Here is an 18,524-nt window from a genome sequence, read left to right on the forward strand (position 1 = left end):
TTTGGCGGCACCGACGGGTTTGTCGATACCAGCTAGTGCGTATTCGGTCACCATCCGTCTAGCAACAACGCGTCATCACTCGTTAGCCTCCCACTCCCTGGCCGCTACTTCGCCAGTCTGGTGGAAGCGCCGTACCCGGCCCAGAAACTCGGCAAAGTCACCATTTTCTGACGTCAGGCGGTTGCACATGTCCCAGTCGACTTCACTGCGTTCGCGAGCCGGGATCAGAATCTGGCTTTCCGTGGGACTCTGAACGTCAAGCTGAATCACCCCAATGCCATGCGCAGCGGCGAGCATGCGCAACTCTTTGAGTGTGCCGTCCCCCTCAACCGTGGCGGCTACCAGGTAGCCAAAATGCGCCCAGGATGAGTTGGACACGGCCTGGAAGAAACTCTTGCGCGCATTGGAACGGTTGAGCAGCAACTTGACTTCGAATGACCACAATCGAGCACGGCGATCGCCCAACACACGGACGCAGTCACGCAAATCTGACGTCCAGTCGGCCGTCAGGTCTTCCAGACCGACCAGGTCCGGATGCAACCATTCGTTGCCCCCGATACCCGCACGGTTGGACGAACGTTTTTCGTTGATCCGCATGGCGTACACACGCTGCTCGTCGGTCAGCAGGTACTCCGCCAAAAGTGGATAGAGCGCATGCTCACGCAACGGCGAGGGCTCAGGCAAGTCTAACGCTACGAGGGCGACCCCTTCAGCCGCCGCCACCTCAGCGTTGGCATCCAACTCCGACCAGTAATAGTGACGCGGCCGTCCTTCGGTCGTTTTTAGTTGCGGGTGCATCTCCTGCCAGCGCGGGCGTGAGCCCGAGATCTCCGCCACCAATTGCTGTACCAGATCATCGTCAGTCTTGATGTAGTTGGCACTGCCAGCTTTCTTGACCGCGCATTCGGCCGGAAACTGCTCGAATATCCATTGCGCCAGTTCGCGGGCGGTCTGCTGGGTATCCGGCAGGCTTTGCAGGCGCTCGACGACGCGTTGACGCAGATTCAGCGCCATATCAGACAGCCTCCGACAGTAAATTTTCGATGGTGGTTTCCGCCTCTGGCAGGCGCAACTGGCCGGAGATCAGGCGCGGCAGCAGGGTATCGCGGAGTTGGGTAAGTGCTTCGGCTTGTTGCTGATTGCCGGCAATTTTCTTGAATATGGGGGCTGCAGTGTCATGAAAGACTCGCAGCACATTTGAATCTGGCAAGATGCTTTTAAGACTGCTAACAACGTCCGGCCGCACAGCTGGATAAGCTCCACCGTCTGCGATATGAGTCAAATAATCGATGCTGGCATCAGAGGTCGCTGAAAGATAGACAAATTCAGTACCCTCCACATGAGTAGGTCTAAGAACAGCAAATCCGGTGCTAGCCGTCAGATTCGCATCAGCCTTCGCGATAAAAGCAAAGGAACGATTGCCTGGGCGGACAGTACCTACAATTGTGTCGCCGTCACGCAGAACTCGCCTTGCTCGGCTGGGAGCATCTTCAAACGGGTATTTTGTAATCTCTGCAATCACATTCTCTTTGGCATTGGCCAAATCAATATATGCCACAATTTCGGGGCGGTTTCTGGCAGTCCATGACTCCGGATTTAAATTTGCTAGGTCAGCCAAAGTTCCAAAACTCCAGCCCCTCGGCACCAACCCCAGCTCCGACTCCTCAAAGCCATCCGGAAACAGCTCAGCAGTAGCCGCATCGATGCCTTCTGGCTCGAGCCCTTCCGCCTTAGCGTGCACCGGGTCGAAATCGACAAACCAGGATTTGAACAACGCCTGGGCGATGGCCTGCAAGGTCGTGTTGGTTTCGCGGAGCAGAGCTATGCGGTCGTCGAGGGCTTTAAGCGTCTGAGCTGCTACTTTCTGCTGGTTTATAGGTGGCAAAGAAAGCTGCACCTTTCGCAACTCACTTTGCTTAATGCCAAGTACCGTTGTGCCTGTAGCGCGAGATTTTAACTGTTCCTGCATTTCCTCTGTTTGCAGTAGATACAGAAGATATGAATTATCAAGAACCCCTTCTTTACCCCGCAAAGTGACCACACGTTGGGCTAAAGCAATTTTTTCTGGGCCAAGCTGAGCGACCTCACCTAGCGGAGCCTCAACCGTAAGTACAACATCGCCCGGTTTCGGTATTCCTCGCCGCATCCAGGAGTCGTAATTAGCTGTAGCGATGAATTCGGTAGGTTTTCCCACTCGCCCACCCTTGATGATTTTTGCAGTAATCAGCGGGATGCCTGAGCTTGTTTTCTCAGGTGTTTTACCTCGGTAGTCGATGAGTGCGTCCAGACATTGTTCCAAAGGAGCAAAAGTCCACTCAGAAGTCATAACCCAGCCCTCCAAGCTTCTGACGAATCAGCTGATCGAGTTCGGCGCCCTTGGCGAGTTGTTCGCCCAGCAGCGCTGTGAGGTGCTGCATCTTCTCGGCAAAGGCTTCGTCGTCATCCTCGAGGGCCTCGGCCCCAACATAGCGCCCGGGCGTCAGCACATGGCCATGCTCGGCGATTTCCGTCAAGGGCACGCTGCGGCAGAAACCGGCCACGTCGGCGTATTCGGCGATCTCACCACCAACCTCCAGCGGCACCCCGCGCCAGTTGGCCACGGTCTGGGCAATGCACTCGATGTCGCTGTCGAGCAGCTCGATCTGCACCCGGCTGATGCTAGTGCCAAGCTTGCGCGCGTCGATAAACAGCACCTCGCCAGGGCGTTTGGTTTTCTGCTTGGCCAAGAACCACAGGCAGGCCGGGATCTGGGTGTTGAAGAACAACTGCCCCGGCAACGCCACCATGACTTCGACAACATCGGCCTCGACCATGGCCCGACGAATCTCGCCTTCACTGTTCTGGTTGGAGCTCATCGAGCCGTTGGCCAGGACAATGCCGGCGCGACCGCTGGACTTGAGGTGGAACAGCATGTGCTGCAGCCAGGCGTAGTTGGCGTTACCTTGCGGCGGCGTGCCGTAGACCCAGCGCTGATCGCCGTCTAGGCTGCCGTGCCACCAGTCGCTGACGTTGAACGGCGGGTTGGCCAAGACGAAATCGGCGCGTAGGTCACTGTGCTGGTTGCGCACAAAGCTGTCGCCCGGCTCCTTGCCCAGGTTAAAGTCGATGCCGCGGATGGCCAGGTTCATTGCCGCCAGGCGCCAGGTGGTCGGATTGGACTCCTGGCCGTAGATCGACACGTCGCCTAGCTTGCCACCGTGGGCCTCGATGAATTTTTCCGACTGCACGAACATTCCGCCGGAGCCACAGCAGGGGTCGTAGACCTTGCCGTGGTGCGGGTTGAGCACGGCGACCAGGGTCTTTACGATGCTCGCGGGCGTGTAGAACTGGCCGCCTTTTTTGCCTTCGGCACTGGCGAACTGGCCGAGAAAGTATTCATAGACCTGACCGAGCAGGTCGCGGGCGACGTTAGCGTCGCCGCCGAAACCAATGGTCGAGATCAGGTCGACCAACTCGCCGAGCTTGCCATCCGGCAGCTGGACGCGGGCATAGCGCTTGTCCAGGATGTTCTTCAGCGACGGGTTTTCCGCTTCGATGGCGGCCAGCGCCTCGTCGATGCGCTTGCCGATGTCGACCTGCTTGGCGGCGGCGCGCAGCGATTCCCAGCGGGCCACTTCCGGTACCCAGAACACGTTGACTTCCTTGTAGTAGTCTCGCTCTTCCAGTTCCTCAGCCAGATATTCGGGATCGTCGCTGTTCAGATAGTAATCATCCGTAGCGTCGGCAAAGCGGCGCTCCAACTCGTCACGGCGGCCGGCGAAGCTGTCGGAGATGTACTTGAGGAAGATCAGGCCGAGCACGATGTGCTTGTACTCGGCGGCGTCCATGTTGGCGCGCAGCTTGTCGGCAGTGGCCCACAGGGTCTTTTCCAGATCCTGCAGGGTGCTGCTGGTGGCGCTGACAGCGGCCTTGCGCCCGCGCTTCTTTTTCGGCGGTTCCGATTCTGGCTCGGCCCCGGCCGCGCTCGGCGCCAAGCGAGTGCGGGCCTGCTTGAGTGCCTGTTCAGCGAGACTGCTGGCGGAGTGTTCGGTACTCTTTTGATCCGACATGGACTGCTCCCTACATTCGACGCAGATGAATTGCGCGGTAAAAATGAAATCCCGACCACAGAGGGCCGGACGAAAATGGCTGCATGATACCGGGGCAGATAGTTGCTAGTTCAACTTCCTCGGTATCGACACGATGACTGCTTCAGTGTGTGCAACCGACGATGCCAATTTCCGCGCACAATAGGCCGTTGAGCTGTTAGCGCCAAGACTGGACGTGCTCACAGGTAAACAATCCAGACAGACTCCGCTGGCGCCACCGCGCTAGAAATGTCTCAGCTGGCTGAAGCGCCTCCATTTGCGAGTGCTGCTATGAATAACCTGTACACATAATTGACATGTCGCTGAGCATCAAACACCACCAAGAAATCCTGAATTAATGCACTTTCGATTACAGCCTCACTGCGCACCTAGTAACGCCTCAAAATCCGAAGCCTGAAGCTCCGAAGCCCCATTCAACATATCGCGCGCCAACGCCCGCCGCTTACTCAGCAGCTCATCCAACGTCGCCTCAAATGTCGGCATCGCCGCATCCCGAACTGTCGGGTAGTACACATACACATCTTTCTGCTGCCCAATCCGATAGGCCCGATCGGTCGCCTGATCTTCCTTGGCCGGGTTCCAGCAACGCGTGAAATGAATGACGTGGTTGGCGGCCTGAACGTTCACCCCGAATCCAACGGCGATGGTGGACAGGATGATGACGGCGAAACCTGGCAGCTCCTGGAATTGATCGATCAGCCTCTGCCGGCTAGTGGCGCTCTGACTGCTGGTACTGGTATCGCCATTGATGACCGTCGCCCGAAACCCGAAATGCTGCTGAATCGCGTGCTGCAGTTCCCGCTGAATATCTCGCAACTCGGTAAAGACGATGACCTTGTCGCCGTTGCCGGCCCTTTTGATCGACTCGAGCGTCTGCATCAGCCACTGAAGCTTCGGCGAGTTGTCGCGCAACCTCGTGTCTGGCTGAACGCTGTAGGGATGGGCACAAATCAGTTTGAGCTTGTACAGCAAGCCCAGCATGCCGGAGGTCTTCTGATCGAGCTGCTCTTCGATCTGCTGCTTCTGACTGTATGCGGAAATTTCGGACAGATACAGGTTACGCTGCAGGGTATACATGCCAAGTGAACGGCATGCTGCGTCTTCGATTTTGGCCGGCAGGTCCTTGGCGATGTCCTGTTTGGTGCGCCGCAAAGTCTGCGGTTCAATAAGCCCACGCAGTCGTTCCAACGCATCCGTATCGCGCTCCAGTGCGGCTTCGATGGGGCGCTGATAATCGCGACCGAACTGGTTCAAACCGCCCAGGAACCCTGGCTGAATGAAGTCGAACAGACACCAGAGATCAATCAGGGTGTTCTCGACCGGCGTACCAGTACACGCCACTCGGAACCGTGCGGGGATGGCTTTGATCGCCTGAGTCACCAGTGCTGCAGGGTTCTTCAGCTTCTGAGCTTCGTCGCACACAACGATGGACCATTGCTGACGCGCCAGGGAAAACTCCTGATCACGCAGTGTCTCGTATGTCGTCAGGACGATTCGGGCATCGCCCATCCAACCTGGGCGTAGCAGGTTCTTGATGCCTTTGGCTTTCAAGTCCACCGGGATTTCATCTTTCTTGAATTTCACTGCACTCAAGGCTGAGCCATACAGCTTCAACACAGGCAGTGCATCGGCAAAGAAGAACCGGTGAAGCTCTCGCTCCCAGTTATCGAGCAACGAAACCGGAGCAACGATCAGGGTTGGCTGATCTTTTGGGTAATGTTCCAGGTACCAGACCAGGAAGGTGAGCAACTGGATCGTTTTCCCAAGTCCCATGTCATCAGCAAGCAAGCAACCCGACACGTCCGTGGGGGACAAGCGGAACAAATGCTGCAACCACGCCACGCCTTGCAGCTGATGGTCACGCAGAACGACTTCAGGCTTGAGCAAACCAGGCAACTCTGGCCTTGCATCCAAAGCGGCGCGTAACGCTGCTTGACGTACCTGTACGTAAGTCGGCTCGTCAATGTTGTGGCCGATTTGTAGTACGGCGCGGCCAACTTTCTCCCGTTGCTCAACTTGGCCGGTCTCGACAGGTGCAATCTTCTTCGACCAGGCATCCAACAGTTGTTCTGCTGCGGCAATCGAGAGTGGTGTTTCGGACTCTGGCAAACAGACCGTGTCATCACCGGCAGCGCGTGCTTCATCCAGCCGCTGCCCAAACGCTTTAAATTGAGTACGATCGGAAGGATCCCACCGACCCAGGATTTCTGCGTCGATGCCCAGCGCTGCCACATCTTTCGGCAACCAGTTCTCGGTCGCCTCTTTGACCAGGAAAGGCGAAGTAATTCTTTCCGCCTCACCAATGCCTGTCACACGGTCGCCGTAGAGAGAAAGGTCCAGGACCGATTCAAACTCGATTCCAGCCGCTTCGCTTTGCCAACGCTTGAGCAGGTCATTGATGCCTGCCAACTGGCGCAAATCAAAATCGCTGAGTTCCAGCTCATAGCCCTGCCAGAAGCCTGCAGGCATACCGGCGGCCAACTTCAGGTGCAGTTCATGCACAAGCGGCGCGAATTCATGGGCCGCTTTGAACTCAATTTCGATAGGCGCCTGCGGGGTTGGAGAAATCGGCTCGAGCGTCAGTGTTACCTGCTCGATACGCTGGCCCGCTTCATCCAGTTTGGGTTCCAGATGGAAGCGATGAAAGAAAATACCGGCCTCAGCGAGCTCGTCTTCATAGGCTTCGGCATCCAGCACGTTTGCGGCACTTTCGCCGAGTGTGCTGTAAGGGTTACGGACGAATGAAAGGGCATCGTCACCAGCGACCCGACGCCCGGGTAACGAACGCACGTAGTCCAGTACCGATTTGACTTCAGGCTCAATCAGAACATGAGTCAGCGAGCCATCGTCACCCGTTATCCGGTACCGATCCTGAACCTGCTTGGCACCGTCAAAGCTCTCAAGCCAGTTGGCCGGCTGGCCATCAAAGCTCGGTTGCAACTCGATAACTGGTGTGTCGCCAAGCGTCGACTTTCGTGGGTTGAGCCGCAGTTTCTCGGGTTTGATAACGACGGTCTTATCCAAGAAGCCATCCATACCAGCGCCGGCCTTGCGCGCCAGCTTTCTGATGCTGGCCCAGCCGATCTGGTTGGTTACTTCACCGGGCTCACTTTGTTGTGCCAGGTAAAGCTGTCGTACAGCACCGGTCAGTTTCCAGGACGCCTCAGCCAGCATTTCTGTGGATCCCTGATGTTGAACGATGGCCCCCATTCGCTGCACCTGCACATTGGCATTGGACTGCGGATCACGCCAGCCACTGATGGAGACCTTGAAATCGTCGGAGGCTAGGCTGCCCTGGCTGCTCAATTGAGGGATGAGGGCTGTCTGCGGCGGCACCCCCAATAGTGGCAGGCTTGTTTCGTGCTCTGGCTCATCCAGCAGCCGGTAGAGCTCATCCCACGTCAAAAGCCAGCGATCGCTCAACTGGGAGACAAACTCCTCTTCTTCGAGCTGATCAAGGTAACTCGCCAGCGACCAGGACTCCGTGCTCTCCGCCAAGCTCAAGGGATAACAGATGCCCTGCTCTTCAATGGAAAAAACCGGCTCAGTACTTTCTACTGCCGAGTTCGGCTGCAGGCCGATGCCTTTGAGAAAACGCTTGAGCATTACTGTCTCCAGAATCGGAGTGGCTGGTTATTGACGGGCCTGAAGCCCAGGCGCTGCAGTGCAGTTACTGCGGCCGGGTCATGATCATCAAGCTGGACCTGAAATGCACCGCCGCGTTCGCGCTGATCATAGACCTTGTGTTTGACCGACTTTAGAGCGTCACGGACCTGGTCTTCAAAAGGCAACGGCTTGGCTGAACCTGCCGCTGCGGCCTGACTCTGTACACGAATACCCCATTGCTCAAGGGCATAATCGAATTTGCTGAGCCAACCCTCTATGCGGTCCGGGCGGTTTGGTGCAGGTGAATGCCGCATTCGATCCAGTGCACGATTAGGCTGCTTCAGCTCGCTCGCCAATTCGAGCTGCATCTTGTCTGGGTTGAAAGGCGACTTGTCTGCTTGATACACATAGCAGGCATTACCCGTACCGGAAAATTCCACGAAAAAGTAGTTCCCGATCTGCATGATGACGGCATTGTTATGGCCGGGCCCGCCTACCAGTCGGCTGAGGCGCCCCTTGTTCTTCTCTCGGAAGTGGACGAAGTCTCGCCCGCTGTCATGCCAGGCATCCGAACCCATGACAATCCGGGTGTAACTCATCTGGTTGGCAAAACGCAGCCAATAATGCAGACGAGATTGATCGACTTCTGCCTCCCCTTTGAGCAGGTTGAAGAAGTGCTCTAGATCCTCCTTCGCAAACCACGCCACAACCATGGCACAGACATCTTTATCGACATACTGCAGCCAGCTGTTTTGTCTAGAGCGGATCTGCGGACTACCCCAATTGTCTAGCGCCAGCTGTTTGAGCAGCGACGACGGCTTCTCCCGATAAGCTGCCAAGTGGTAACGCGACAGGCATGCACTCAAAATGTCGTTCATGTACCGCGGGTGCTGTCGGCCGATGTCGACCAGGTCGGGCAAGCGCTGAGAAAACTCGGCGTCATCCAACATGAAAATGCGAGAAATCAGTACGGTAAAAATCCTGCGCCACAGCCAGCTGTTGTCCGGGATCTGCGCAATCGTCTGCAATGCCGAAAGGTCGCTAATCTCGCCCTTGAACATCTGGTCACCCAGCGTGGCACCTGCCTGCTCGGAAAAGAGCTCCTGATGTTGCTGAACGATTTGCACCCATTCCTTCACTCGCTTCTGCTGGTCCCTGACGCATTCGAAACCGAGCTGAACGTCTTCGCGCAACAGGCACCAATTGGCATTCTGCGCAGGCTTAGCGGCGTCGTAGCCAAAGTAGCTGAAGCACAGCGCCAACCAATCCCGGCGGCTCAGTCTTCGCTTTTCGATACGCTGATGTACTTCTTCGTGCACCCGGGCATAAAGCTGGTCATCGTCCAGTATCGGCCCGACGCGCTCACTCTTGTCGGAAAGGCCGGCGAAAACCAAGCGCCATTCCGAGGCGTTGAGTGGTAGTACATTGCGAAACTTGCTTATCGCAGCACGGCGCTTTTCTTCGGGTGGCGGTAAGGCCTTTTCAGCGCGCTCGAATCGCTCGTAAAGATCGACTCCCGCAGCAGCCAGACGGGGGAATCGCTCCAACGGTTCTGGAGCCTGCACCGTGCGATGAGCTGACAGGCTTTGGCTAATGGCGGCGGAAAGCCTCGCGATCGAACTGGTCATCGGTTCATCGCCAACTGACATTTTTCCACATCAGTATTAGTGAACACCGGCACATCAGGCTTGAGACTGCTCTCCTTCTCCTTCAAGCCAAAGAACTGCATGCGCAACTCCACTCGCCGGCTTTCTTCCTTGGTGTCCTTTGCATTGTTGAACGACACACCACCCGCCAGAAACATCGATCTAATCTGCTGTTGATGCTCCGGCGACAATCCGACCTGGAGCGGGCTACGACTATCGAGCAGGCTGCACATCACCCACTCCGAACGCTGCAGTGACAGGTGCAGGTTATAAAGGTAGGAACCATCGGTATCGGTAGACCCCTCGATCACGACCTGCTTGAACCACTTGCGCCCCTCTTCACTGTTGGCCGCGTCCAGAATCATCGGGACGACCTCCTGAAGTGCCGATTGGCCATCGTTGCTCAGCGCATACTGGTTGTGCCCAAAGCGCCCAGCATCGCCGAAGCTAATCCGGTTGTCCTTGCAGTCCACCACGATGGTCTTGCTGGCAGTCTTCGCCTTGAGGCTCAGGTGCTCACAAATCTGACTGATGTCCTTGCTACGCTGCTTCTCTCCCTGCTCCGCCTGGTTGATCCGCTGCGTCACGGAGCTCAAAGCCGCCACCATGACCACGAGAAACAGAATCATCATAGCGGTCATCAAATCAGCGAAGGAAATCCAGAAAGGCTTCTCTCCCTCGTCCTTTGAACGGGCAGCCGAAGGCATTTGCTTACCAAACATCGACTAGCCTCCGTTACCGCCTGATACGTTCCATGATGTCGCCGAAATCTTCGAGACTTTCCTTGACCCCTTCCACACCGCCAGCAAGGCTCTTGACGGCTTTATCGAGCTCGGTGTCGAGGCTACCCAGGGTTTGTCTCAACGCCCGGTCCATACCTTCACCGAACTCCTTGAAGCCGTTACCCAGCACACCACTGATGTTTTCGAGGTATTCATATACTTCACGGTTGAGCGCCTGCATCCGCTCGCTTTGAACCTTCAGGTCCTGGAGATATTGGCTGCGCCCGCTGGCTTCCCCTTGCGCACTGGCAACTACCCCTTCGATGACAGCGAGCGTTTTCGCGAGCGCTTCACGATTGTTCCGGTAGTCCGCGACTACGGTATTCAGCTCACGGGATGCCTGTGCAAGCTCAGCTCCTGCGCCCTGGACTGTACCCATCAGCCCTGCAGTCGACTCACTGGCTCGCGCAACGCTTTGTCCGGCGGTTTCAAACCGCTCAGCCGCCGCCCGCATCTTATCCGCACCCAGCTGCATACTTTGCAGATGCTGCTCAGTCTGGGCACTCAATGCATTGACGGTGTCCTGGGCAGACTTCTGTTGCTCGGAAACCGTCTGCAGCAACGCCTTGACCTGCTCGTCGAGGCCGCCCACGAGTTCGCGGGTACCTTGGTGCAGGTCTGCCTGGGCAGCGCGGGTAGATTGATCCATCTGCTGCTGGCCCTGTTCCAGTTGCTTGAAGACTGCAGAAAGCTGCTCACCCAGCACCTCGACCGAGCCTGCAATCTTGGCCATGGTTTCCTGTTGGCCTTGGCCGATACTCTGCTTGATCGACTCGACAAAAGCCTGGAGATTCTCAGCCATTGCCTGTTGGCGAGCCTCGCTTTGAGCGAACAGTTTCTCCAGTTGCTCGGCCATTCGAGCGCCAGCCCCCTCTCCTTCGTTGCCGATACGGGCAACCGAAGCCTGAAGATTGGCGAGCATCTCGTTCATCCCCGCTTGCATGGCGTTTTGTCCGGCCTGCATATCGGCCAGTAGCTGGGCAATCATGGTCGAACTGCTTTGATTTGAGGACTCGCTAGCCGAACGCATATCCTGGATCAGCGTCGAGAAACCCTGCTGCATCGACTGCATGGCGGCAACCGACTGGCCCATCAACTCGTGCAGGCCATTGAACTGCTGGCCGAACGTACCTTCCAGCTTGTTCATGAAGGCAACCAGAACATCCTGGAGCAGATTCTGTACCTGCCCGGACTGATCGCCACTGGCGGCCTGCACGGCACCCGCGATGGCTTCAAGCGGCGATTTGAGGCTGTTCTCGATTGCACCGCTCACCTGGTCGGCCAACAGCTGCCCAGAGTCGCGGTACGTCGTCGACAAGGTATCTGCCAATTTGAGGCTTTCACGGACCTGGGTATCAACCAGGTTCTGTAACATTTCCCGCAAATCGGTTACCAGGCTGTCCTTCAACTGACGGGTTTGCACCGAGCTTTCAGCACTTGATCGCACCAGCTCAGCCAGGTATTCCTCGCCGACACCGCTGTCAAAAAGCCCGTCGATGGTTTCATTGAATGCCTCAAGCAGCTTGTAGCAGTGTCCCAAGCGCCACTTTTCAGTAAGCGTGACGGCGATAGAGGCCATGATTGAAATGAAGGAGCCGATGAAAGCGAACAGCACGTCTTTCAACAGCTTATCGACGCTGGCGTTAACCTGTTCAGGCGTGCTCGGGTCGAAGTGCTGAAGACCTAGCATCAGGCCGAAGAAGGTTCCGACGATCCCGATACCGGTCAAGATACCCGGTAGGTGCTTATAGAACTCGGTCCCCAGCGGGGTATCAACCACACTTTGCGGTGAGAAGAAGTGTGTAGCACCGGCAGTGGCTCGCGATCGGACAAGAACCTGTTCGCCCTCCTTGAGCTCGAACTGATCATGCAGCGTTTCAGCATACTCACGCCAGGAATGCTCCAATCTGCCGCCACTGAACAGACGTTCAAGCTCAGACCGCCGAAGAGGTGGAGCGAGAGTTTTCACGTTCTGCAAGCTAACAGTCAAACGTTTCAGCTGGCTGCTAAGCTTGAATGACCTACAGAAGTAACGGACGAAATACCAAGCGCAAAGAATGAAAACGAGACCAACAACCATTTTGGGTGCGATCAGCTGCTCAGAGCTTGCTGCACCCCATAGGTGCAACAACGTCGAAAAATCCATACCTTCCGCCTTCAATTAAGCATTCTTGATGTTCAGCATGACCGCATTACCGGCACTGATGCGTCAAAGACCAATCCAGCTGGATCAATGACAGCACCTTGCCAAGCGCGCGCTTCGGGGGCCACAAACTCGGAATGGGCGGGCGCACCACGTGCTCCCTAGAACCTTCCGTGGACAAATGGTGGGAGATAATGTCCTTATGCCAGCACCTTAGCTTGAGCCGTAACTGTCGTAAAGCTGAAAGCTCAACCCTTATATTCGGCATCCTGAAGCGAAAGCGATTTCCCATCTACCCGCTTAGCTTGAGAGTAGCCCTCTAGGTACATCTAATCGGGGTGAAAAACCTCAGATAAGTGCAGTGCAAGCTGATGGCGGGCTGTGCCTTCAGTTCGATGCGCCGCGTCGGTTCGAGCCGGGCCGACGATCGGATCAGGAGCTCGCGCAGGTCAGTCGAAGCAGGCTGACGCTTCGACCTGGTCGGCCGCGATTTGGGCGCAGGTCGACTTACAGTCGTCACTGTTGTTTGCTGGCAGGCTAGGAATAGGTTTCTCAGTATTCCAGTTGGTATTCCAGGCTAAAATGCAAACCGAAATTAAGCCTGTTAATCAATATATTAATCAGTCGATTCAACTTACCCCGGCCCACCAAATCCTAAAAAGAAGACGCCCAATGGGCGTCTTTTTTTGTGTCTGCAATTCGGTGCCTCAGCGGCCAGTTCCTACAGCGATCGCCAGCGCTTGCGCGCATGAACATAAGCCGCCAAGTCACTGTAGCCAAGCTGCGCAGCAATCTGCGCTCTGCTATCCCCCTGCATCTCCAGGTACTGCTCCAGCTCCGCACGCACCCGGTCGAGCAGCACACGAAAACTGGTCCCCTCATCCTCCAGCCGCCGACGCAAGGTACGTGCACTCTGGTGAAGCTCCTGCGCCTGAGCCTCCAGGGTAAGCGACCGTCCCGTGATGAGGCCTTGGCGAATGCCCTGAGCTACCCGGGCCGACCAGCCACTAAGCTGGGACTGCTGCGCCAACCGACGCTCCAGCTCCTGGCTCACCACCTCCATCATCCCGGCATGCTGGGTCAGCAATGGCATGTCCAGCTGGGCACGATTGAAGTACAAGCGGTTGTACCCACAGTCGAACTGGATATCTTCACCAAACCACTCGCGGTACTCCGGGTAGTACGCTGGCCGACGGTGAGCGAAGCACGCCCGCTGCGGCACGACCGCCGCGCCCATCCCCACGCGCATCACGCTGAGGGACATCGCGCTGTAGTGCTCGACCATATAGCGCACCAGGTTGGCTGGTGCATCGATACGCAATTCCACCCCGAGGGAATCACCCTCCTCGACCAGCGCCAGGGTGTCCATGTCCGATGCCAACCGTGCATAGCGCGCCCAAAAGCGGATGGCCTCGGCCAGCGTCGCGCTGTATAGGCAGCCCTGGGCCAGCACATGCCAGTCCTGGCGGCTGAAGTGCGAGAACAGGTGCAAGCCGATGGCCGGATCATGGCTGGCCGCCTTGGCCCAAAGCTGCTCCAGCGCAAGCATGCTGTAGTTGCTGCGCGCCTTCAGCGAATGCGTCTGAAGGTAGCGCTCCAGAACCCGCCCGAGCGGGCCGCGGTGGAATCGCTCGGGCGATGGGTTGGCCGCTTCTCGGGTGATTCTGTCCGTTTCGCGCATATCGTCTGACGGCTTCGTGAATTCTTATGGGTGGGCACCGCCTTGATCGGCACCCACCGGAGAATGCCATGAGCACAACAATAACAAACAGCCCGATACCGATTATTCTCGCTATCCTGATCGGCTTCATCCTCCTTGAAATCACCTGCGCCTGCTTCCGTCAGCCCCGCGGCAAACGCCGGGACGCGATCATCGAGATCGTCGGCAGCGCCTTGCTGATGGTGGTCACCCTGCCGTTGGTCACGTTCCTCAGCAACAGCCTGCTGGAACACTTCGCGCCGCAACTGAAGGACAGCCTCGCCGGCCTGCACTGGGTGCTTGGGCTCGTCCTGTTCCTGGTGCTGGACGACATGACCCAGTACTGGTGGCATCGCCTCAGCCACAAGGTGCCCCTGCTCTACTCGCTGCACCGCGCACACCATTCAGCGCCCTACATGAGCATCCGTATCGTTTATCGCAACAACAGCTTCTATTACCTGCTGATGCCCGGGCTGTGGTTCAGCGGGGCCTTAATCTACCTGGGGTTGGCGCCTGTGTACTTCGGCTACCTGATCGTCAAGATGCTGGTCATCTTCGGCGCCCACAGCAGCGTGCCCTGGGATGACAAGCTTTACCGCATACGCGCACTGCGGCCCGTGATGTGGCTGCTGGAACGGACGATTTCCACCCCCGCGACCCACTCGGCGCATCACGGCCTTAGCGCCGATGACGGGGTAACGCATTACAAGGGCAACTTCGGCAACCTGCTGTTCTTCTGGGACGTGCTGTTCGGCACGGCAAAGATCACCCGCCGCCGCCCGCAGCATTACGGTATCGAAGGCATGCGCCCGGTCAGCTGGCAGGAGGAGCTGTTCTGGCCGCTGGTACGTGGCAAGTCGACCAGCATGTCGACTGAATCGGATCAGGAGCTGGCCAAATGAGCCTGAATATCGTACTCGTGGCCGGCTCCAGCCAGCCGGACAGCCAGTCGGCGAAGGTGGCCGGCTTTCTCGCCCAACGCCTGCAGGCATTGCAACTGAACGAGCGGCCGAGGGTGATCGATCTGGGACGTGCGCCGCTGCCGTTGTGGCCAGCCAAGGATGAACACGGACTCTGGGGCGAGTATGCAGCCCTGCTGCGTGAAGCCGATGCCCTGGTGGTGCTGACCCCGGAATGGCACGGCATGGCCTGCCCGGCTTTGAAGAACCTGTTCGTCTATGCCGGCTACCGCGAGCTGGGGCACAAGCCGGCACTGCTGGTCGGGGTGTCCTCTGGCCAGGGCGGGAGCTACCCGCTGTCTGAACTGCGTGCCTCCAGCTACAAGAACTGCCGCATCTGCTACCTGCCCGAGCAGTTGATCGTGCGCCAGGTGGAGGACGTGATGAATGGGCCGGAAAGTGCCAGTTCGCAAGACCTGCGCATTCGTCGCCGGGCCGACTGGGCGCTTCAGGTACTGGGCGAATATGCCAGGGCGCTCAGGGGGATGAATGAGCGCGTCGACATGCAGGAGCCAGAATTCGCCAACGGGATGTGAGGGTTGATGGCCGCTATCAATCGATAGCGGCTGCCTCGGCCTGCGCCCGCTTAACGCCTCGCTTCAATGAGATGACGGGTCGAATGCGCGACAAAAGGCTCGCCCTGGCGCATCCGGCTATCCAGGGTCAGCAGTTCAGCGCGGTACTTATCCACAGAGAAGTCCGGCACCCACCATACGCATTTGCGAAGAATCCACACGACTGCGCCGACGTCATGGAACAGCATGCGGCAACGGGCTGTGCGCAGGTCAGTCACCGTCAGCCCGGCTGCCTGCGCGGCTGCCACTTCGTCCTGTGGATCGCGCATTTGCCGCTCGCGTGGCAATGGACCCAGGAAATGCTCGATCAGCTCGAAAGCCGAGGCCGGGCCCACGTGCTGGGCGAAGTAATGTCCGCCAGGCCGGAGGACCCGATGAATCTCGGGCCAGTCCGGTTGTACAGGGTGGCGTGAGGTGACTAGCTCGAATGAGGCGTCGGCGAATGGGAGCGCGGCACCGGGTGCGACCTGCACGACTTCAACGCCGCGTTGTTCCAGGCGCTCGTGCGCCTTGCGGGCGTTGGGGGGCCAGGCTTCAGTTGCGCACATGAGGGGTGGAAAGTGCGGTGCCTCATCCAGTACCTCACCGCCGCCGGTGTCGAGGTCCAGCGCTGCGCTGACGGCCCCCAGGCGCTGCGCAAGGAGCTGGGCATAGGCCCAAGGTGGGCGCTGCTCGGAGGCGCGTCCTGCCAGCCAGGCGAAGCCCCAGCCGGTCACATCGGCTGCGTTGGCTTCGGCTATCAGGTCGTCGAAGGGTTTCATTCGGTGGTCCAGGTTAATGCTTGTGGTCGGGCCAGTATAAGTCGGGTAGGAGCGGCCTTGTGCCGCGAAAGGGCTGCGTAGCAGACCCGGCGATATCAGCTTGATGCACAAATCCTGGGGCCGCGTTGCGGCCCTTTCGCGGCGCGAGGCCGCTCCTACAGGGGGAGACTGTGTTTATTTTGCAACGCAGAAAAGACAAAACCCCTACCTGCTCGCGCAGATAGGGGTTTTGCGAAATGAATCTTGACGATGACCTACTCTCACATGGGGAAACCCCACACTACCATCGGCGATGCATCGTTTCACTGCTGAGTTCGGGATGGGATCAGGTGGTTCCAATGCTCTATGGTCGTCAAGAAATTCTGTTGCCAGAACATCCAGATGGATACTCCAGCCAATTCGGATATGCGATATTTGTGGTTTGTCGCGAACTTTCGGTTCTTTCGTCTTCACCACCACAATTTGGCCTCGGCGCAAATTGCTTGGGTGTTATATGGTCAAGCCTCACGGGCAATTAGTATTGGTTAGCTCAACGCCTCACAGCGCTTACACACCCAACCTATCAACGTCGTAGTCTTCGACGGCCCTTCAGGGAGCTCAAGGCTCCAGTGAGATCTCATCTTGAGGCAAGTTTCCCGCTTAGATGCTTTCAGCGGTTATCTCTTCCGAACATAGCTACCCGGCAATGCCACTGGCGTGACAACCGGAACACCAGAGGTTCGTCCACTCCGGTCCTCTCGTACTAGGAGCAGCCCCTCTCAAATCTCAAACGTCCACGGCAGATAGGGACCGAACTGTCTCACGACGTTCTAAACCCAGCTCGCGTACCACTTTAAATGGCGAACAGCCATACCCTTGGGACCGGCTTCAGCCCCAGGATGTGATGAGCCGACATCGAGGTGCCAAACACCGCCGTCGATATGAACTCTTGGGCGGTATCAGCCTGTTATCCCCGGAGTACCTTTTATCCGTTGAGCGATGGCCCTTCCATACAGAACCACCGGATCACTAAGACCTACTTTCGTACCTGCTCGACGTGTGTGTCTCGCAGTCAAGCGCGCTTTTGCCTTTATACTCTACGACCGATTTCCGACCGGTCTGAGCGCACCTTCGTACTCCTCCGTTACTCTTTGGGAGGAGACCGCCCCAGTCAAACTACCCACCATACACTGTCCTCGATCCGGATAACGGACCTGAGTTAGAACCTCAAGGTTGCCAGGGTGGTATTTCAAGGATGGCTCCATGAGAACTGGCGTCCCCACTTCAAAGCCTCCCACCTATCCTACACAAGCAAGCTCAAAGTCCAGTGCAAAGCTATAGTAAAGGTTCACGGGGTCTTTCCGTCTAGCCGCGGATACACTGCATCTTCACAGCGATTTCAATTTCACTGAGTCTCGGGTGGAGACAGCGCCGCCATCGTTACGCCATTCGTGCAGGTCGGAACTTACCCGACAAGGAATTTCGCTACCTTAGGACCGTTATAGTTACGGCCGCCGTTTACCGGGGCTTCGATCAAGAGCTTCGCTTGCGCTAACCCCATCAATTAACCTTCCGGCACCGGGCAGGCGTCACACCCTATACGTCCACTTTCGTGTTTGCAGAGTGCTGTGTTTTTAATAAACAGTCGCAGCGGCCTGGTATCTTCGACCGGCGTGGGCTTACGCAGCAAGTGCTTCACCCTCACCGGCGCACCTTCTCCCGAAGTTACGGTGCCATTTTGCCTAGTTCCTTCACCCGAGTTCTCTCAAGCGCCTTGGTATTCTCTACCTAACCACCTGTGTCGGTTTGGGGTACGGTTCCCAGTTATCTGAAGCTTAGGAGCTTTTCTTGGAAGCATGGCATCAACCACTTCGCGCTCTAAAGAGCACTCGTCATCAGCTCTCGGCCTTGAGATCCCGGATTTGCCTAAGATCTCAGCCTACCACCTTAAACTTGGACAACCAACGCCAAGCTGGCCTAGCCTTCTCCGTCCCTCCATCGCAATAACTGGAAGTACAGGAATATTAACCTGTTTTCCATCGACTACGCTTTTCAGCCTCGCCTTAGGGACCGACTAACCCTGCGTCGATTAACGTTGCGCAGGAAACCTTGGTCTTTCGGCGTGCGAGTTTTTCACTCGCATTGTCGTTACTCATGTCAGCATTCGCACTTCTGATACCTCCAGCAAGCTTCTCAACTCACCTTCACAGGCTTACAGAACGCTCCTCTACCGCATCATCATAAGATGATACCCGTAGCTTCGGTGCATGGTTTGAGCCCCGTTAC

General features: G+C 57.2%; 11 protein-coding genes and 2 rRNA genes (1 of these 13 only partly in view). 2 read left to right on the forward strand and 11 right to left on the reverse strand.

Going from position 1 to position 18,524, the window contains the following annotated elements; translation table 11 throughout:
* Window positions 1-75 precede the first annotated feature (75 nt).
* The 8 genes from PRtIB026_RS26300 to PRtIB026_RS26335 form a co-directional block, all read right to left on the reverse strand.
* Window positions 76-1,014 carry a COG2958 family protein gene (locus PRtIB026_RS26300; RefSeq protein ID WP_203650272.1) on the reverse strand — a complete coding sequence of 313 codons (939 nt, stop codon included), beginning with the start codon at window positions 1,012-1,014 and terminating at the stop codon, window positions 76-78.
* Between the two features lies 1 nt (window position 1,015).
* Window positions 1,016-2,326 carry a restriction endonuclease subunit S gene (locus PRtIB026_RS26305; RefSeq protein ID WP_203650269.1) on the reverse strand — a complete coding sequence of 437 codons (1,311 nt, stop codon included), beginning with the start codon at window positions 2,324-2,326 and terminating at the stop codon, window positions 1,016-1,018.
* Window positions 2,316-4,049 carry a type I restriction-modification system subunit M gene (locus tag PRtIB026_RS26310; RefSeq protein ID WP_203650267.1) on the reverse strand — a complete coding sequence of 578 codons (1,734 nt, stop codon included), beginning with the start codon at window positions 4,047-4,049 and terminating at the stop codon, window positions 2,316-2,318. The genes PRtIB026_RS26305 and PRtIB026_RS26310 overlap by 11 nt, the downstream gene beginning before the upstream one ends.
* Before the next feature lie 396 nt (window positions 4,050-4,445).
* A complete protein-coding gene (gene zorD / locus PRtIB026_RS26315; RefSeq protein ID WP_203650265.1) occupies window positions 4,446-7,694 on the reverse strand; it encodes a type I Zorya anti-phage system protein ZorD in 3,249 nt (1,082 codons plus the stop codon).
* Entirely contained in the window at window positions 7,694-9,322 is a 1,629-nt protein-coding gene (gene zorC, locus PRtIB026_RS26320) for a type I Zorya anti-phage system protein ZorC (RefSeq protein ID WP_203650262.1), read from the reverse strand. Before zorC ends, zorD begins: the two co-directional genes overlap by 1 nt.
* Window positions 9,319-10,062, reverse strand: coding sequence for a type I Zorya anti-phage system protein ZorB1 (gene zorB1 / locus PRtIB026_RS26325; RefSeq protein ID WP_012053768.1), 744 nt, complete (start codon window positions 10,060-10,062; stop codon window positions 9,319-9,321). The genes zorC and zorB1 overlap by 4 nt, the downstream gene beginning before the upstream one ends.
* 13 nt (window positions 10,063-10,075) lie before the next feature.
* Entirely contained in the window at window positions 10,076-12,268 is a 2,193-nt protein-coding gene (gene zorA1 / locus PRtIB026_RS26330; protein ID WP_203650260.1) for a type I Zorya anti-phage system protein ZorA1, read from the reverse strand.
* Window positions 12,269-12,986: 718 nt separating this feature from the next.
* Complete coding sequence (locus PRtIB026_RS26335; RefSeq protein WP_203650258.1) at window positions 12,987-13,946, reverse strand: AraC family transcriptional regulator ligand-binding domain-containing protein; 960 nt, start codon at window positions 13,944-13,946, stop codon at window positions 12,987-12,989.
* Window positions 13,947-14,014: 68 nt separating this feature from the next.
* Here PRtIB026_RS26335 and PRtIB026_RS26340 point away from each other — a divergent pair, with 68 nt between their 5' ends.
* Both PRtIB026_RS26340 and PRtIB026_RS26345 read left to right on the forward strand, forming a co-directional pair.
* Window positions 14,015-14,866 carry a sterol desaturase family protein gene (locus PRtIB026_RS26340; protein ID WP_203650250.1) on the forward strand — a complete coding sequence of 284 codons (852 nt, stop codon included), beginning with the start codon at window positions 14,015-14,017 and terminating at the stop codon, window positions 14,864-14,866.
* Window positions 14,863-15,459: an NADPH-dependent FMN reductase gene (locus PRtIB026_RS26345; RefSeq protein ID WP_203650248.1), complete on the forward strand. Its 597-nt coding sequence runs from the start codon at window positions 14,863-14,865 to the stop codon at window positions 15,457-15,459. The genes PRtIB026_RS26340 and PRtIB026_RS26345 overlap by 4 nt, the downstream gene beginning before the upstream one ends.
* 50 nt (window positions 15,460-15,509) lie before the next feature.
* On the opposite strand, the gene PRtIB026_RS26350 is transcribed toward PRtIB026_RS26345, so the two are convergent.
* The 3 genes from PRtIB026_RS26350 to PRtIB026_RS26360 all read right to left on the reverse strand — a co-directional run.
* Complete coding sequence (locus PRtIB026_RS26350) at window positions 15,510-16,259, reverse strand: class I SAM-dependent methyltransferase (protein ID WP_267813307.1); 750 nt, start codon at window positions 16,257-16,259, stop codon at window positions 15,510-15,512.
* 241 nt (window positions 16,260-16,500) lie between these two features.
* A 5S ribosomal RNA gene (gene rrf, locus PRtIB026_RS26355) occupies window positions 16,501-16,616 on the reverse strand.
* Between the two features lie 136 nt (window positions 16,617-16,752).
* Window positions 16,753-18,524, reverse strand: a 23S ribosomal RNA gene (locus PRtIB026_RS26360) (it continues 1,122 nt past the right edge of the window).

Origin of the sequence: Pseudomonas sp. RtIB026, assembly GCF_016861355.2 — a bacterium.
Lineage (GTDB): Bacteria > Pseudomonadota > Gammaproteobacteria > Pseudomonadales > Pseudomonadaceae > Aquipseudomonas > Aquipseudomonas peradeniyensis.